The organism is Corynebacterium mastitidis DSM 44356, from assembly GCF_000375365.1.
GTDB classification, from domain to species: domain Bacteria; phylum Actinomycetota; class Actinomycetes; order Mycobacteriales; family Mycobacteriaceae; genus Corynebacterium; species Corynebacterium mastitidis.
Window position 1 is genome coordinate 112,184 of sequence record NZ_AQXB01000004.1, and the last position, 16,081, is coordinate 128,264.

At 69.6% G+C, this 16,081-nt stretch carries 17 protein-coding genes; 9 read left to right on the forward strand and 8 right to left on the reverse strand.

Annotation, left to right across the window (positions count from 1 at the left end):
• Nucleotides 1–32: 32 nt before the first annotated feature.
• Entirely contained in the window at nt 33–890 is an 858-nt protein-coding gene (locus B140_RS0105930) for a bifunctional methylenetetrahydrofolate dehydrogenase/methenyltetrahydrofolate cyclohydrolase (protein WP_026166049.1), read from the forward strand.
• Nucleotides 880–1,206, forward strand: coding sequence for a DUF3017 domain-containing protein (locus B140_RS0105935; RefSeq protein WP_018118437.1), 327 nt, complete (start codon nt 880–882; stop codon nt 1,204–1,206). The genes B140_RS0105930 and B140_RS0105935 overlap by 11 nt, the downstream gene beginning before the upstream one ends.
• A gap of 34 nt (nt 1,207–1,240) precedes the next feature.
• Here the strand turns inward: B140_RS0105935 and metX are convergent, their stop codons facing one another.
• From metX to B140_RS0105950, 3 genes are all read right to left on the reverse strand, one after another.
• Nucleotides 1,241–2,380: a homoserine O-acetyltransferase MetX gene (metX, locus tag B140_RS0105940; RefSeq protein ID WP_018118438.1), complete on the reverse strand. Its 1,140-nt coding sequence runs from the start codon at nt 2,378–2,380 to the stop codon at nt 1,241–1,243.
• A gap of 69 nt (nt 2,381–2,449) precedes the next feature.
• Nucleotides 2,450–2,902, reverse strand: coding sequence for a PaaI family thioesterase (locus tag B140_RS0105945; RefSeq protein ID WP_018118439.1), 453 nt, complete (start codon nt 2,900–2,902; stop codon nt 2,450–2,452).
• Nucleotides 2,903–3,014: 112 nt separating this feature from the next.
• Nucleotides 3,015–4,331 carry an O-acetylhomoserine/O-acetylserine sulfhydrylase gene (locus B140_RS0105950; RefSeq protein ID WP_018118440.1) on the reverse strand — a complete coding sequence of 439 codons (1,317 nt, stop codon included), beginning with the start codon at nt 4,329–4,331 and terminating at the stop codon, nt 3,015–3,017.
• Nucleotides 4,332–4,560: 229 nt separating this feature from the next.
• Here B140_RS0105950 and B140_RS12090 point away from each other — a divergent pair, with 229 nt between their 5' ends.
• The 3 genes from B140_RS12090 to B140_RS14125 are packed head-to-tail and all read left to right on the forward strand — an operon-like array spanning nt 4,561 to nt 7,483.
• Nucleotides 4,561–6,768: a carbon starvation CstA family protein gene (locus B140_RS12090; protein WP_018118441.1), complete on the forward strand. Its 2,208-nt coding sequence runs from the start codon at nt 4,561–4,563 to the stop codon at nt 6,766–6,768.
• On the forward strand, nt 6,765–6,947 hold the full coding sequence (locus tag B140_RS0105960) for a YbdD/YjiX family protein (RefSeq protein ID WP_018118442.1): 183 nt from the start codon (nt 6,765–6,767) through the stop codon (nt 6,945–6,947). The genes B140_RS12090 and B140_RS0105960 overlap by 4 nt, the downstream gene beginning before the upstream one ends.
• Before the next feature lie 59 nt (nt 6,948–7,006).
• Nucleotides 7,007–7,483 carry a type II toxin-antitoxin system Phd/YefM family antitoxin gene (locus B140_RS14125; RefSeq protein ID WP_169332531.1) on the forward strand — a complete coding sequence of 159 codons (477 nt, stop codon included), beginning with the start codon at nt 7,007–7,009 and terminating at the stop codon, nt 7,481–7,483.
• A gap of 58 nt (nt 7,484–7,541) precedes the next feature.
• Here B140_RS14125 and B140_RS0105965 read toward each other — a convergent pair whose 3' ends face one another.
• Both B140_RS0105965 and B140_RS0105970 read right to left on the reverse strand, forming a co-directional pair.
• On the reverse strand, nt 7,542–9,761 hold the full coding sequence (locus tag B140_RS0105965; protein ID WP_018118443.1) for an NADP-dependent isocitrate dehydrogenase: 2,220 nt from the start codon (nt 9,759–9,761) through the stop codon (nt 7,542–7,544).
• 101 nt (nt 9,762–9,862) lie between these two features.
• Nucleotides 9,863–10,792: a siderophore-interacting protein gene (locus tag B140_RS0105970; protein WP_026166051.1), complete on the reverse strand. Its 930-nt coding sequence runs from the start codon at nt 10,790–10,792 to the stop codon at nt 9,863–9,865.
• A 205-nt stretch (nt 10,793–10,997) separates the two neighbouring features.
• Here B140_RS0105970 and B140_RS0105975 point away from each other — a divergent pair, with 205 nt between their 5' ends.
• From B140_RS0105975 to B140_RS0105985, 3 genes are read left to right on the forward strand one after another with little or no spacing between them, the layout of a single operon-like run.
• Complete coding sequence (locus B140_RS0105975; protein ID WP_026166052.1) at nt 10,998–11,909, forward strand: exodeoxyribonuclease III; 912 nt, start codon at nt 10,998–11,000, stop codon at nt 11,907–11,909.
• On the forward strand, nt 11,909–12,796 hold the full coding sequence (locus B140_RS12095; protein ID WP_018118446.1) for a trimeric intracellular cation channel family protein: 888 nt from the start codon (nt 11,909–11,911) through the stop codon (nt 12,794–12,796). Before B140_RS0105975 ends, B140_RS12095 begins: the two co-directional genes overlap by 1 nt.
• 60 nt (nt 12,797–12,856) lie before the next feature.
• Nucleotides 12,857–13,045: a hypothetical protein gene (locus B140_RS0105985; RefSeq protein ID WP_018118447.1), complete on the forward strand. Its 189-nt coding sequence runs from the start codon at nt 12,857–12,859 to the stop codon at nt 13,043–13,045.
• 67 nt (nt 13,046–13,112) lie between these two features.
• Here the strand turns inward: B140_RS0105985 and B140_RS0105990 are convergent, their stop codons facing one another.
• The 3 genes from B140_RS0105990 to B140_RS0106000 are packed head-to-tail and all read right to left on the reverse strand — an operon-like array spanning nt 13,113 to nt 14,930.
• Nucleotides 13,113–13,754: a hypothetical protein gene (locus B140_RS0105990; RefSeq protein ID WP_018118448.1), complete on the reverse strand. Its 642-nt coding sequence runs from the start codon at nt 13,752–13,754 to the stop codon at nt 13,113–13,115.
• Between the two features lie 2 nt (nt 13,755–13,756).
• Entirely contained in the window at nt 13,757–14,572 is an 816-nt protein-coding gene (locus B140_RS12100) for an AAA family ATPase (RefSeq protein ID WP_018118449.1), read from the reverse strand.
• Nucleotides 14,559–14,930, reverse strand: coding sequence for a GntR family transcriptional regulator (locus B140_RS0106000; RefSeq protein ID WP_018118450.1), 372 nt, complete (start codon nt 14,928–14,930; stop codon nt 14,559–14,561). Before B140_RS0106000 ends, B140_RS12100 begins: the two co-directional genes overlap by 14 nt.
• Before the next feature lie 103 nt (nt 14,931–15,033).
• On the opposite strand from B140_RS0106000, the gene trpS reads away from it, so the two are divergent.
• Nucleotides 15,034–16,077: a tryptophan--tRNA ligase gene (trpS, locus tag B140_RS0106005; RefSeq protein WP_018118451.1), complete on the forward strand. Its 1,044-nt coding sequence runs from the start codon at nt 15,034–15,036 to the stop codon at nt 16,075–16,077.
• Nucleotides 16,078–16,081 lie beyond the last annotated feature (4 nt).

Sequence of the window (16,081 nt, forward strand, 5' to 3'; positions counted from 1 at the left end):
CCCTCATTCTAGGGGGAGGCATAATGGGTGCCGTGACTGCGATCAAACTCGATGGAAAGCTCTACCGCTCCGAACTGGTGGAGGACCTGCGCCAGCGCGTGGCCGCCCTGCGCGCCAGGGGGATCACCCCCGGGCTGGCCACCGTGCTGGTGGGCGAGGACCCCGGAAGCCAGAACTACGTGCGCATGAAGCACAAGGACTGCGAGGAGGTGGGGATCACCTCCATCCGCCGCGACCTGCCGGAGACCACCCCCCAGGAGGAGCTGGAGGCGGTGATCGACGAGCTGAATAACGATCCCGCCTGCACCGGCTACATTGTGCAGCTCCCCCTGCCCCGGCACCTGGACGAGAACGCCATCCTGGGGCGCATCGACCCGGACAAGGACGCCGACGGCCTCCACCCCGTGAACCTGGGCAAGCTCGTGCTCAATGAGCCCGCGCCCCTGCCCTGCACCCCCCACGGCTCCATTCAGTTGCTGCGCCGCTTTGGCGTGGAGCTTGACGGCGCCAAGGTGGTGGTGATCGGGCGCGGCGTGACCGTGGGCCGCCCCATCGGGCTCATGCTCACCCGCCGCTCCGAGAACGCCACCGTGACCCTCTGCCACACCGGAACCAAGGACCTGGCGGCGGAGACCCGCGAGGCGGACGTGATCATCGCCGCCGCCGGGCAGCCCCACATGCTCACCGCGGACATGATTAAGCCGGGCGCGGCGCTGCTGGACGTGGGCGTGTCCCGCGTGGACGGCAAGACCACCGGCGACGTCCACCCGGACTGCTGGGAGGTCGCCGGGGCGATCTCCCCCAACCCCGGCGGCGTGGGGCCGATGACCCGCACCTTCCTCATGGCCAACATCGTGGAGCGGGCAGAGCGCCTGGCCGATGGCTCCTAACTCCTACCTGGACAACCCCCACGACGTGGCCCTGCCGCCCTCCCGGTTGCCGGTCTGGGCGCAGCGGGCCATGATGGGGGCGTTCCTCCTGGTGCTCGCCGTCAGCGCCCTGTGCGCCTTCACGGAGCACTGGCGGCGCGCCACCTTCGGTCTGGGCGCGGCGATGATCTGGCTGGGGGTGGTGCGCCTGCTGTGCGACTCCCGCGTGGTGGGCATCTTCGCCGTGCGTTCCCGGCGCTTCGACGTCTTCTTTAGCGCCCTGCTCGGCGGCGTGATGAGCTTTCTGGCGGCCTCCGTGGACGCGCTGGGGAGCTAAGCGCGGGAGCTAGACAGGGGAGCTAAGCGGGGGGCTAGACGGGGAGCGATGCCGCGCTGCCGGGCTCCCCGGCTCGCGGCGCATCGCCCGGGACGCGCCCCAGGAAGTCCCGGATGATCCGGTCCATCTGCCGCGTCTCCGCCAGGAAGGCGTCGTGCCCCACCGGGGAGACGATCTTGGCCATGCCCAGCAGGTTGCCCAGGTTGCGCGAGAGGTGTTCCTGCTGGTGGTAGGGGTAGAGGATGTCCGTGTCCACCCCGGCCACGAAGGTCGGGGTGGTAATGGCCGCCAGCGCCTTGTTCAGCCCGCCGCGCCCCCGGCCGATGTCGTGCCGGTTGAGGGAGTCCGTCAGCGTCACGTACGAGCCGGCGTCGAAGCGGCGGGCCAGCTTGGCGGCCTGGTGATCCAGGTACCCCTCCACCGCGAAGCGCTGCCGCGCGCTGCGGTACGCCCCGCAGGGGTTCTCCCCGCGCTGGGCCGAGGTGCCAAAGCGCTCGTCCAGCTCCAGCTCGCCTCGGTAGGTCAGGTGCGCGATGCGGCGCGCGGTGGCCAGCCCGCCCAGGGGGGCCTCGCCGGTGGAGTAGTAGTCCCCGCCGTGCCAGTGGGGATCGTTTTCCACCGCCGCGATCTGCGCGGACTGGATGCCGATCTGCCAGGCGCTCGCGCGCGCGGAGACGGCAAAGACCCCCGCCGCGCGCAGGAAATCCGGGTAGAGGGCGGCCCACTCCAGGGTGCGAGCCCCGCCCATCGAGCCGCCGAGGATCGCGCGCACCCGAGGTATCCCGAGCGCGCTCAGCAGGGCGCGCTCGGCGTGGACCTGATCGCGGATGGACAGGGCGGGAAACCGCGAGCCCCAGGCGCGGCCGGGGTCGTCGGGGTGTGGGGAGGCGGGGCCGGTGGAGCCCTGGCAGCCGCCCAGGACGTTGGTGCTGAGCACGCAGTAGCGGCGGGTGTCCAGGGCTCGGCCGGGGCCGAGGAGGTCGCCCCACCACTGGTCCACCCGGGAATCCCCGGTCAGGGCGTGCTCCACGAGCAGGATGTTGGAGCAGTCCGGGAGGGGGGAGCCCCAGCGCTGGTAGGCGATCCGCGCGCCGGGAATGGCGGCCCCGGCCTCGGTGGTGAAGGTGCCGATGGGCACCTCGGTCAGGGTGCCCTCGGGGGCGAGCTGGCTCATGATCGGCCTTCCACTAGACAACTCGGTATAGACAGCTTGGTTCGCTATCGTAGCGGAAGGGGCGCGGGGCTAGTGCCTTTTCTTTCGGTAGTACACCTGGCGCCGCATGTGGGCCACCACGTCGCCCTCCTCGTCGATGAGGTCCACCTCGAACCAGTGCAGGTACTTGGAGCCGTCGGCGGTTTTTTCTTTAATCAGCTCCACGGTGGCGGGGTCGATGGCGATCTCCGCGCTCACGCGGCTGCGCCCCGGCTTGACAAAGGTTGCCTCCACGCCGACGTCCCAGATGTAATAGCCCTCCCCGAGCTGGTACAGGGACACCAGCATGTAGAAGGGGTCGATCATGGAGAGCATGGTGCCGCCGAAGGCCGTGCCCACCGCGTTGCAGGTGATCCGGGTGGGCTTGTAGGTGACCACCACGCGGGAGCCGTCCTCCGCCATCTCCTTGATCCGTACCCCGGCGCCGAGGAAGGGCGGCCACAGCGGCATGAGGCGGGCGAGGGTGCGAGGTTTGAGCTTCATGAGGTTCTTTCGTCGGCGATGTGATGTGCGTCAAATGGTAGCAGCCCGCCGCGCGGGGCGGCGGGCTGTGCGGGATATCGACGATCCCCGGGGTGAGGCGCGGCGGGCGGGCCTAGAGGGCCTGGAAGCCGAGGTCCAGGTCCGCCAGGATGTCGTCGATGTGCTCGATGCCCACGGACAGGCGGATGGTGGCCGGGGAGACGCCGGCGCGGGCCAGCCCGTGCTCGTCGGACTGCGAGTGGGTGGTGGTGGCCGGGTGCGCCACCAGCGAGCGCACGTCCCCGATGTTGGCGAGGTTGGAGTGCAGGCGCAGGGCGTCGATGAAGCGCCACGCCTCCTCCTTGCCGCCCGCCACGTCGAAGGAGAGCACGGATCCGGTGTGCCGCAGCCCCAGCTTCTCCTTAAGCGGGTACCAGGGGGAATCCGGCAGGCCCGCGAAGTTCACCCGGGTGACCTTGGGCTGGCGTGCCAGGTACTCGGCCACCTTGAAGGCGTTGGCGTTGTGCCGCTCCACGCGCAGGCTCAGGGTGTCCAGCCCCTGGAGGGTGACCCAGGCGTTGAAGGGGGAGAGCGTGGCCCCGGTATCGCGCAGCAGGCCCGCGCGGGCCTTGAGGCCGAAGGCCACCTCCCCGAGGTCGGCGTACCGCAGGCCGTGGTAGGCGGCGTCCGGGGTGACAAAGTGCGGGAACACCGGGGCGCCGTCGCGCTCCACCGTCCAGTCGAAGGAGCCGCCGTCGATGAGCACGCCGCCGATCCCGGAGCCGTTGCCGGTGTAGAACTTGGTGAGCGAGGCCACCACCACGTCCGCGCCGAGCGCCAGCGGGCGGGCCACGGCGGCGGTGGCGATGGTGTTGTCCACGATCAGGGGCACCCGGTGGCGGTGGGCCACCTCCGCCACGGCGGGGATGTCCAGGATGTCCGCCTGGGGGTTGGCGAAGGTCTCGCCGTAGAAGGCCTTGGTGTTGGGGCGCACGGCGGCCTCCCAGGAGGCGGGATCGTCCGGGTCCTCCACGAAGGTGACCTCGATGCCCAGCCGGGCCAGGGTGACCTGGAAGAGGGTTTCCGTGCCGCCGTAGAGGCGCGGGGAGGTCACGATGTGATCCCCGGCGGAGGCCAGGTTGAGGATCGCGGCGGTCTCGGCAGCCTGCCCGGAGGCGAAGGCCACGGCGTGGGTGCCGCCCTCCAGGGAGGCCAGGCGGTTCTCCAGGGCCTCGGTGGTGGGGTTGGTGAGGCGGGAGTAGATGGGCCCGGCGTCCTCCAGGGCAAAGCGCTGCTTGGCGTGCTCGGCGGAGTTAAACACATAGGAGCTGGTCAGGTGGATGGGTTGGTTGCGCGAGGCGGTGTCGGAATCCACCGCCTGCCCCGCGTGGATGGCGCGCGTCTCAAAGTTCCACTCGCTGGCCCGGGAGTTGTCGTATCGGGTTGCCATGATTCGCCTTTCGGTCCGTGTGCTCTCTTATGTCGCTGGCACCCCACCATAATGAACAGCTTTGTCTATATGGAAGATTTATATTCAGACCGCCCGCCCTGTATGTTCAAGGGCGATTCGCAATGAACGTTAAGGCAATCACACGCGGGTGTCGGTGTGTGGCGGCGTACTCCAGGCGCGCGGCCGCGTGCCGACGCCCCGGGGTGCGCGGCAGGGAAGGCACGGTGCGGTGGAGGTTCTGCGCAACAAGGACACGGGCACGCCGGTGGGGGTGGCGGGCCAGCGCCCCTCGGGGGCGTCGAGGGCCGTCATGGCGGTGATCGCGCTGGTCGCCGCCCTGGGCTGGGCGATGATCGCCCTGAACAGGGGAGAGACCATCAGCTCCGTGTGGCTGGTGGCCGCCGCCGTGGGCTCCTACGTGATCGCCTACACGCTGTACTCGCGGCTCATCGCCTACAAGGTGGTGCGGCCCCGCGACGATCGCGCCACCCCCGCCGAGCAGTACGCCGACGGCAAGGACTTCGTGCCCACGGACCGCCGCGTGCTCTTTGTCCACCACTTTGCCGCGATCGCGGGCGCGGGCCCGCTGGTGGGCCCGGTCATGGCCGCCCAGATGGGCTACCTGCCGTCCACCCTGTGGATCGTCCTCGGCGTGATCTTCGCCGGGGCGGTGCAGGACTACCTGGTGCTGTGGGTGTCCACCCGGCGGCGGGGCCGCTCCCTGGGGCAGATGGTGCGCGACGAGATGGGCCGCGTGGGCGGCGCCGCGGGCATCGTGGCGGTCATCGCCATCATGATCATCATCATCGCGGTGCTGGCGCTCATCGTGGTCAACGCCCTGGCACACAGCCCGTGGGGCGTGTTCTCCATCGCCATGACCATCCCCATCGCCCTGTTCATGGGCGTGTACATGCGCTACCTGCGCCCGGGGCGGATCGTGGAGGTCTCCGCCATCGGCGTGGTGCTCCTGCTGGCGGCCATCGTGGCCGGGGGCTGGGTGGCGGAAACCGCCTGGGGCGCGGAGTGGTTCACCCTCTCGCCCGTGGTGCTCGCCTGGTGCCTCATCGCCTACGGGGTGGTGGCCGCGCTGCTGCCGGTGTGGCTGCTGCTGGCCCCGCGCGACTACCTCTCCACCTTCATGAAGATCGGCGTGATCGCGCTGCTGGCCGTGGGCATCCTCATCGTGCGCCCCGAGGTGCAGATGCCCGCCGTCACGCAGTTCGCCCGCGAGGGCGGCGGCCCGGTGTTCTCCGGCTCGCTGTTCCCCTTCCTCTTCATCACCATCGCCTGCGGCGCGCTCTCCGGGTTCCACGCCCTGATCTCGTCCGGCACCACGCCCAAGCTGGTGGAGAAGGAATCGCAGATGCGCATGATCGGCTACGGCGGCATGCTCATGGAGTCCTTCGTGGCCATCATGGCGCTCATCGCCGCCGTGGTGATCGACCGCCACATGTACTTTGTGATGAACGCCCCCGCCACCCTCACCGGCGGCTCGGCGGACGCCGCCGCCACCTGGGTCAACTCCCTCGGGCTGCCCGGGGCCGACCTCACCGCGCAGCGGCTTCTCGACGCCGCCTCGGGCGTGGGGGAGGAGACCATCATCTCGCGCACCGGCGGCGCGCCCACCCTGGCCTACGGCATGTCCCAGATCCTCACCGAGGTCTTTGGCAACGCCTCCCTCCAGGCGTTCTGGTACCACTTTGCCATCATGTTCGAGGCGCTGTTCATCCTCACCACCGTGGACGCGGGCACCCGCGTGGCGCGCTTCATGATGACCGACACCCTGGCCTCCGTGCCCGGCCTGGCCCGCTTCCGCGACCCCTCCTGGACCCCCGGAAGCTGGATCGCCACCCTCCTCGTGTGCTCCCTGTGGGGCTCCATCCTGCTCATGGGCGTGAGTGACCCCCTCGGCGGCATCAACGTGCTCTTCCCGCTCTTTGGCATTGCCAACCAGTTGCTCGCCGCCATCGCGCTCTCCCTGGTGCTCGTGGTGGTGGTGAAGAAGGGCCTGTACGCGTGGGCCTGGATCCCCGGCATCCCCCTGGCCTGGGACCTGGTGGTGACCATGACGGCCTCCTGGCACAAGATCTTCTCCTCCGACCCCGCCATCGGGTACTGGGCGCAGCACCGCCGCTTCCGCGACGCCCTGGACCAGGGCCTCGACTCCCTCGGCAACGCCTCCTCCCGCGAGGCGATGGAGGCCGTGGTGCGCAACACCGCCGTGCAGGGCGTGCTCTCCATCGTGTTCGCCGCGCTGGTGATCGTGGTGATTGCCGCCGCCGTGGCCGCCTGCGCGCGGGCGATCAGGGTGCGGGCCGCCGGTGGGCAGCCGCAGACCAGCGAGGAGCCCTTCGCGCCCTCCCGCCTGTTCGCCCCCGCCGGGCTCGTGGCCACCAGGGCGGAGAAGGAGATTGAAAGGGAGGTGCTGCGCTCGTGAGGGGCCTGCTGCGCAAGGCGTACTGGTACGTGGCGGAAATGATGGGGGAGAACGCCTACCGGCACTACGTGGAGCACCTGCGCGCCCACCACCCCGAGGCCCCGGTGCCCACCGAGCGGGAGTTCTGGCGGGCGACCTGGGCGGAGCAGGGGGCCAATCCGGGGGCGCGGTGTTGTTAGGGGGTGCCCGGGGGCATACACATTGCCGATACGCACGTTATCCCGTACGTTGCGGTGGCATGGCAAGCACCACGTCCACCGCTGCCCGCGCTCACTTGTATCGCTTGATTGACAAGGTAAACGAGCACTCAGATGCGCTTCTCATCACGGGACAGCGCCACAACGCGGTACTGGTGGGTGAAGAGGACTGGCGGGCTATTCAAGAGACCTTGTACCTGACATCCATTCCTGGCATGGCGGAATCCCTGCGTGAGGCTGAGGCTGAAGGAGTTCAGGGGGGGTTCCACGGAGCTGGAATGGTAGGCCCGGAATGGCGGATTGTGTATTCAAAGCGTGCGCGCAAGGACGCGCGAAACCTTTCCGCTGCGGGGTTAAAGTCTAAAGCGCAGGCTCTCCTCGGCCTTGTGAGAGGCCGGTGGGTCATCTCGCCGGATACTTCTCCTGCAGGATCAACATTCAGCACCGGCTGGTTTATAAGATCCTTGAGGAGGAGAAAAACCGTGCTGGTGCTGCGCATGTGGAGCCACTACGAATAATGCGTAAAGGGAGGGTACCCGCTTGGGGCTACCCTCCCTTTACGGCAGAGGGAACTACCTACCCCCTAATCCCATCAATGATCTCGTTGAACGCCGCCGAGGGGCGCATCACGGCGGTGGTCTTGGCCTCGTCGGGCCAGTAGTAGCCGCCCAGGTCGGCGGGCTCGCCCTGCGCGGCGATCAGCTCGGCGTCGATCTGCTCGGCCTTCTCCTCCAGGGCCTTGGCCACGGGGCCGAAGGCCTCGGCCAGGGCGGCGTCCTCGCCCTGCTCGGCCAGGGCCTGCGCCCAGTAGAGGGAGAGCCAGAAGTGGGAGCCGCGGTCGTCGATCTCGCCCACCTTGCGGGAGGGGGACTTGCCCTCGTCGAGCAGCTTCTCCGTGGCGGAGTCCAGGGCGGCGGCCAGCACGGCGGCGCGCTCGTTGTCCCCGCCGCCCTGGGCAAAGTGGCGCAGGGACTCGGCCAGCGCCAGGTACTCGCCCAGGGAGTCCCAGCGCAGGTGGTTCTCCTCCTGCACCTGCTGCACGTGCTTGGGCGCGGAGCCGCCCGCGCCGGTCTCAAAGAGCCCGCCGCCGGCCATGAGCGGCACGATGGAGAGCATCTTGGCGGAGGTGCCCAGCTCCATGATGGGGAAGAGGTCGGTGTTGTAGTCGCGCAGCACGTTGCCGGTCACGGAGATGGTGTCCTCGCCCCGGCGCAGGCGCTCCAGGCTGAGCTTGGTGGCCTCCACGGGGGAGAGGATGCGGATGTCCAGGCCCTCGGTGTCGTGCTCCTTGAGGTACTTCTGCACCAGCTCGGTGAGGTTGCGGTCGTGGGCGCGCTCGGGGTCCAGCCAGAAGACGGCGGGGGTCTCGGAGAGGCGGGCGCGGGTGACGGCCAGCTTCACCCAGTCGCGGATGGGGGCGTCCTTGGTCTGGCAGGCGCGCCAGATGTCCCCGGCCTCCACGTCGTGGGAGATGAGCACCTCGCCCGCGGCGTTGCGCACCTCCACGCGGCCGTCGGCGGGGATCTTGAAGGTCTTGTTGTGGGAGCCGTACTCCTCGGCCTTCTGCGCCATGAGGCCCACGTTGGGCACGGTGCCCATGGTGGTGGGGTCGAAGGCGCCGTTGGTCTTGCAGTCCTCGATCACGGCCTGATACACCCCGGCGTAGGAGGAGTCCGGGATGACGGCGAGGGTGTCCTGCTCCTGGTCGTCCTTGTTCCACATGTGCCCGGAGGTGCGGATCATGGCGGGCATGGAGGCGTCGATGATGACGTCGGAGGGCACGTGCAGGTTGGTGATGCCCTTGTGGGAGTTCACCATCGCCAGGTCGGGCCCCTCGGCCAGGGCATTATCGAAGGCCGCGCGGATCTCCGCGCCGCCCTCCAGGGACTCCAGGCCGGTGAAGATGGCGGCCAGGCCGTTCTCGCCGTTCAGGCCCGCCTCCTCGAGCTGCTCGCCGTACTGGGCAAACACGTCCTTGAAGTAGGCGCGCACCACGTGGCCAAAGATGATGGGGTCGGAGACCTTCATCATGGTGGCCTTGAGGTGCGCGGAGAACAGCACGCCCTCCTCCTTGGCACGGGTCACCTGGGCGGCGAGGAACTCGTCGAGGGCCTTGGCGGAGAGTACCGTGCCGTCGATGACCTCCCCGGCGAGCACGGGCAGGGCCTTCTTGAGGGTGATCTCGTGGCCGTCGGCGCCCACGTGGACGATGGAGAGGGTGTCCTCGGCGGGCATGACCACGGACTTCTCGTTGTGGCGGAAGTCGCTATCGCTCATGGTGGCCACGGTGGTCTTGGAGTCCTTGCTCCACGCGCCCATGCGGTGCGGGTGCTTGCGGGCAAAGTTCTTCACGGCCTTGGGCGCGCGGCGGTCCGAGTTGCCCTCGCGCAGCACGGGGTTGACGGCGGAGCCCTTCACGGCGTCGTACTTGGCCCGTACCTCGCGCTCCTCGTCGGTGGAGGCGTCGTCCGGGTAGTCGGGGATGTCAAAGCCCGCGGCCTGAAGCTCCGCGATGGCGCGCTTGAGCTGCGGCAGGGAGGCGGAGATGTTGGGCAGCTTGATGATGTTGGCCTCGGGGGTGGTGGCCAGCTCTCCTAATTCCGCGAGGGCGTCGTCCATGCGCTGCTCGGCGCTCAGGCGCTCCGGGAACTGCGCAAGGATGCGCCCGGCCAGGGAAATGTCCCGCGTCTCTACCTCAATGCCGGCGGTGGAGGCGAAGGCCTCCACGATGGGCTTGAGGGAATAGGTCGCCAGCAGCGGCGCCTCGTCGGTGCGGGTCCAAATGATGGTAGCCATGGTCACTCCTCGTTCTTGGATGTCTCGGATGCGTCATCTCAACGGCTATCCAGGGTACTCCCATCGAGGGCTCCGGGGGAGATTCGTTACCTAGGCCATTGCTAGGACATTGCCACGCCGTGGCGCCAGTACCCCATGAAGGCCACCCGGGAGCGGGGCACCCCGGCCTCGCGCACCAGGTAGCGCCGCAGGCCGCGCACCATCCCGGATTCGCCCGCCACCCAGTAGTAGGGCTCCGCCGGGGCCTCCGGCGCGGAGGGCTCGGGGACCTCCCACACCAGGCGGGCGGCGTCCCCGGTGAGGCGGGGCGGGGGCAGGGGAGCGTCGCCGTGGGCGGTGTCGCGGTGGCGCGCGGCGACGTGGGAGCGCAGCGCCGCGTCCAGGAGGCTGCCTCGCGGCGCGCCCTGACGCGGCAGCCACTCCACGCTGGCCGTGGGGGCGTGGTCGATGGGCAGTCGGTCCGCTGCCGAGGGGACCTCGACGTAGGCGCGCGCCGTGGCCGCCGGGTGGTGCCGGGGCAGGTCCTCGAGGATGCGCGCGATGGCGGGGGCGGCGGTCTCGTCGCCCGCCAGGGTGATCGCGCGGGCCTGGCCTGGTGCGAAGGCGATGCCGGTGCCCCGGTCCACGCCGCGACGCGGCCCCACCACCAGGATCTCCCGGCCCGGGCGCGCCCTGCGCGCCCACTCGGCGGCCGGGCCGGAGGAGCCGGGGGCGAGGTGGAGGGCAAAGTCCACGGTCAGCTCGGTGGCCCCCGCTCCGCCTGTGGCCGCGCCCTGGCGCAGCGCCCGGATGGAGTAGGTGCGCATGTCCCCACGCCGCTCGGCGGGCAGCGCCAGCCACTCGCGGTACCACTCGGGGGAGTCCGGCAACGGGGGCAGCCCGTGCGGTGGGCGGGGGAAGAGGAGCTTGATGCGCTGATCGTAGACGGGGTTGCCGGAGTTGCCGATGCGCGCCATCCCCGGCCCGCCCAGGACCACGCGCACAAAGTGCGGGGAGAGGCGGCGCGCGCGCAGCACCCGGGCGCGGGCCACGGCGTAGGGGTGGGTGGGCTGCGTGGTGGGCACGGTGCGGGCCTTTCCCTCAAGCGGCGTTCCTGATTGGGTAGTCAAGCCTAACCTACCGTGTGCGCCGCGCGGCCCGGGGTGGGGATTGGTCGGCGGGAGGCCCCTCGGCGGCCCGCCCGCGCGCCGCCGGGCGCGATTGGCCTTGCCCCGATGTGTGTCTATTGTGGTGCGCATGACGCTGACCATTACCTCCGTGAATGTCAACGGCGTGCGCGCCGCCACCAAAAAGCGCAGCGAGGACAACCTCGGGATGAACGCCTGGTTACGGCGGGCGCAGCCGGACGTGGTGCTCATGCAGGAGGTGCGCGCCAGCGTCGAGCAGACGCACGCCGCCCTGGCCCCCGTGCTGGAGGAGGGCTGGCACTACGCGGGCGCCCCGGCGGCGGCCAAGGGCCGCGCGGGGGTGGGCATCCTCAGCCGCACCCCGCTGCACGACGTCTCCGTGGGCTTCGGCTCCTTCGAGGATTCCGGGCGCTGGATCGAGGCCACGGTGGAGGCGGAGTTCGGCCCGGTGCGCGTGGCCTCCCTCTACCTCCCCTCCGGCTCCGAGGGCACGGAGAAGCAGGACGAGAAGTACCGCTTCCTTGATGAGTTCGGGCCCCTGCTCGACGAGCGCGCCGAGCGGTACCCCCACATGGTCGTGGGCGGGGACTGGAACATCTGCCACCGCCGGGAGGACCTGAAGAACTGGAAGGGCAACATGAAAAAGTCCGGCTTCCTGCCGGACGAGCGGGCCTTCATGGACTCCGTGTTTGGCACCTTCCCGGACGAGGCCACCCAGGTGGAGGCCGGGATCGGGGAGTACATGGGCGCGGTGGACTACCCGGGCGGCCCGGCCCGCGCGGCGGCCGCCGAGCCGAGGTGGTTTGACGTCAACCGCCGCCTCAACCCGGAGGGGCCGGGGCCCTACACCTGGTGGACGTACCGGGGCCAGGCCTTTAACAACGACGCCGGGTGGCGCATCGACTACCAGGCCGCCACCGCCGCCATGCTCGAGCGCGCCCAGCGCACCTGGGTGGACAAGGCGGACGCGGTGGAGCTGCGCTGGTCCGATCACTCGCCGCTCAACGTCGCGTACGCATAATGCTGCTTTCCGTACTGTACATAGTGGGAATCACGGCGGAGGCCGTGACCGCCGCGCTGTCCGCGGGGCGGCAGAAGATGGACGTCTTTGGCGTGGTGATGGTGGCCTGCATGACGGCCCTGGGCGGCGGCGTGGTGCGCGACGTGCTGCTCAACAACTACCCGCTGACCTGGGTGGAGCACCCGATCTACCTCATCATCGTGATGGTGGCCGCGCTGGTGACCATCTCCCTGTCCTTCCTCATGCACTACTTCCGGGTGCTCTTCCTGGTGCTCGACGCGGTGGGCCTTGCCACCTTCTCCGTGCTGGGCACCAGGATCGCCCTGGAGCTGGGGCACGGCTTTGTCATCGCTACGGTCTCCTCGGTGGTCACGGGCGTGGCGGGCGGCATCCTGCGCGACCTGATGTCCGACCGCATGCCCCTGGTGTTTGCCAACGAGCTGTACGCCTCCATCTCCGTGCTGGTCACCGTCACCTATATGGGGTTGTTGCAGGTGGGCGTGACCGAGCACTGGGTGGTCATCGCCGCGCTGGTGATCGGTTTTGGCGCGCGCTGCCTGGCCATCTACTACGACAAGGGCCTCCCGGTGTTCGAGTACCTGGGCCGGGACCAGCCCATCGACCCCCGCGTGCGGCTGTCCTACCACCTGCTGCGGCGCGGCTGGCGCAGCGCGCGGCGCCGCTCCGGCTACGATGCCGCCCGGTACGCCCTGCTCAACCGCCAGGCCGGGAGGCACCACCGCAAGCCCAAGAACGGCGACATTCAGTGGTCGCTGGACGTGGAGCTGGACGCGAAGAAGCGGCGCAAGCACGCCCGGGAGCCCCGGGACAGGGTCCAGGTGTGGCCGCCGAAGAAGGCGCGCAAGAAGGCCCCCAGTGGTGAATGACTGTGGACGTGTCTTATACTCGCTCCCGATAAGGAACCTCCCGTTTGATTGGATTTCTGCATGGTTGCGATAGTGCTCTTTGTTCTCGGGCTGGCCGGCGTGGTCGGCGGTTTCTTCTGGGCCGCGGCGGCGGGCCACTCCGTAGCCGCGATCCTCGCGGCCCTGGTGATCGCGGTGGGTGGGTCCCTGATCGCCGCCGCCTGGGCGATGCTGGCGGATAAGATCAGCCCCACCTCGAAGAGGCTCTAGGGCGCACGCGCAGCGCACAACGCAGGCCCCTCCCCACGGGTTCGTCGGGGGAGGGGCCTGAGTTGCTTTATAGGCCGCGGCGCGCGCCCAGGGCGGTGAGGCCGAAGGCCAGGGCGCTGCCTGGGATGAGGTACACGTACACGCCGGGCACGGGGGCGGGGATGTCAAGGTGGATCGTGGACATGCTGGCGCCGAGGACTGCGCCCCCGAAGAAGAACAACGCGATGATGATAGGCAGGACGATGAAGGCGGATATGTTCGTGGAGGCGAGGCCGCCCACGGCGATCCCGCAGGCCGCAAAGAAGAACAGCATCACGAAGAACACGGTGAAGGTGAGAAACAGCCCCAGGGCCGGGTGAAGGGTGTTCTCGAGGGTGAACCTCGAGGGCACAGCGCGCACCACGAAGGAGCCGTAGTATCCGTTGAAGTACGAGGTGACCGCCGCCACGGCCCCGAGCGCGGCGGCCACGGCCGCGGCGGTCAGCGCGGCGCTGGCGGTCCACTGCCTCCAGGTCACGCCGAGGGAGAGGTGCGCCCGCAGGTCGAAGCCGGATACAAAGAAGAGCGAAACCGTGGCGGCGGGGAGCACGAAGAAGTTCCAGGTGTCCCCCTCCGGGGCAAAGGTGTTACCCAGGCCCACCACCACGGCGACGAGCAGGGTGCCCACCACGAAGACCCGCCGCGAGGGCTGCGAGAAAACCTTGAGCATGGCTACTGATTCCTTTCCTGGTACACGAGGGAGTCGATGAGCGCGGCGTCGTCCGGGTGCTCCACCGTGACGCCCCGGGGTATGCGCTCGGGCCTGCCCGCGAGGGTGGCGCGCAGGAGGCCGCCCAGACGCTGCTCGTGGAGCACCCGCAGGGAGCCGACGGCCGCCCGCACCTCGGCCTCCGGCCCGCTGAGGGTGGGAAACTGCGGACGCAGGTCGTCCAGGCACCGGGTGGCCCCGAGAACGCCCCCGCTGATGGGGGTGACGTCCTCCACCACGCCCGCGAGGTCCTCCGCGCGGTGCGAGGTGAGCACGACGGTGAGCGCGGGGCCGGACTGCAACAGTCCGAGGATGGCGGCGCGCAGGCCGTCCCGGGCGGTGACGTCGAGCCCGTTGAAGGGTTCGTCGAGAAGCATCACCGGGGCGCGACTGGCCAGGGCGGTGGCCACGGCGGCGAGCTGGCGCTGCCCCACGCTCAGGGAGCGGATCTTGGAGCCGGGCGAGGCACCTAGTAGGCCGAGGAGCCGCCCCGCGAGGTCGTGGTCGAAGTGGGGGTGGACCAGCGCGGCGGTGGCGAAGTGATCGCGGAGGCGATCCCCGACGAAGGCGACGTCGCCGCCCGTGGCGGACATCGCCGCGCGCCCCACCTCGCGGCTCCCCGCGCGCAGCGGGGTCAGCCCCGCGATGGCGCGCAGCAGTGTGGTCTTGCCGGAGCCGTTGGGTCCGATGAGGCCGTGCGCGCCGGGGTCAAGGCGCCACGTGGTGGGGGAGAGGACGCGGCGGCGGTCTACGGCCTGGTCGAGGCTAATCGAGCTCATGGTTGTTCCTTTCTTTCTCGATGGCGGCGCGCAGGTCCTCGGTGCTGAGTCCGAGCGAGGCCGCCTCGCGCAGCAGGGGGCGGATGTAGTCGCGCGCCAGCCGGGCGCGGCGCTGGTCGAGGATGCGCTCGCGGGCCCCGAGGGTGACGAACATGCCCAGGCCGCGCCGCTTTTCCACCAGCCCCTCCTGGTGGAGGGAGGTCAGCGCCTTGGCGGCGGTGGTGGGGTTGACGGAGTGGAAGGTGGACAGCTCGTTGGTGGAGGGGGCGCGCTCCCCCTCGGGGAGGGCCCCGGAGGCGATGTGCTCGCGGAGTTCCTCGGCTATGCGCTGGTAGATGGGGCGCGGGTCGGTGTTCATGTCATGCGTACCTCCTTGGGTTCAGGAGTGTACCACCTATGTGGGTAACCATGTAGGTGGGTGCGGGGGAGTCCGCGCGGGGAAGCCTCTACACTGAGAAGACATGAGCGAAGAGCACGGCGCACACCCCGCGGACGCCGCCCCCCAGCGCGTCCTCTCCGGCATCCAGCCCACGGCGGATTCCTACCACCTGGGCAACTACCTGGGGGCCCTCAAGCAGTGGATCGACCTCCAGGACGGCTACGACGCCTTCTACTTCATCCCGGACCTCCACGCCATCACCGTGGAGCAGGACCCCGCAGAGCTGCGGGCCCGCACCCTCGCCGGGGCGGCCCAGCTCCTGGCCCTGGGGATCGACCCGGAGAAGTCCACCCTCTTCGTGCAGTCCCAGGTGCCCGCCCACGCGGAGCTGACCTGGGTGCTCACCTGCCTCACGGGCTTTGGCGAGGCCTCCCGCATGACCCAGTTCAAGGACAAGTCCGCCAAGCAGGGCTCCGAGCGCACCTCCGCCGGGCTGTTCGCCTACCCCATGCTCATGGCGGCCGACATCCTCCTCTACCGCCCGCACCTGGTGCCGGTGGGCGAGGACCAGCGCCAGCACCTAGAGCTCACCCGCAACCTGGCCGAGCGCTTCAACCACCGCTACGGGCCCACCTTCGTGGTCCCGGAGGGCTTCATCCCGGAGGGCTCCGCCAAGATCTACGACCTGCAGGACCCCACCTCCAAGATGTCCAAGTCCGGGGCCAACCCCAAGGGGCTGGTCAACCTCCTGGACGACCCCAAGACCTCCGCCAAGCGCATCCGCTCCGCCGTGACGGACAACGACGGCGTGATCGCCTACGACCGCGAGAACAAGCCCGGCGTGTCCAACCTCCTGGGCATCCAGTCCGCGCTCACCGGCACCAGCATCGAGGACCTGGTGGCCTCCTACGAGGGCAAGGGCTACGGCGCGCTCAAGGTGGACACCGCCGAGGCACTGGAGGCCTTTACCACCCCGCTGCGGGCGCGCTACGAGTCCTTCATGAGCGACCGCGCGGAGCTGGAGAACATCCTGGCCAAGGGCGCGCAGCGCGCCTCGGAGGAGGCCGCCCCCGTGCTGGCCCAGGTGTACGACAGGATCGGTTTCCTGCCGCCTCGCTCCGCCTAGGGGC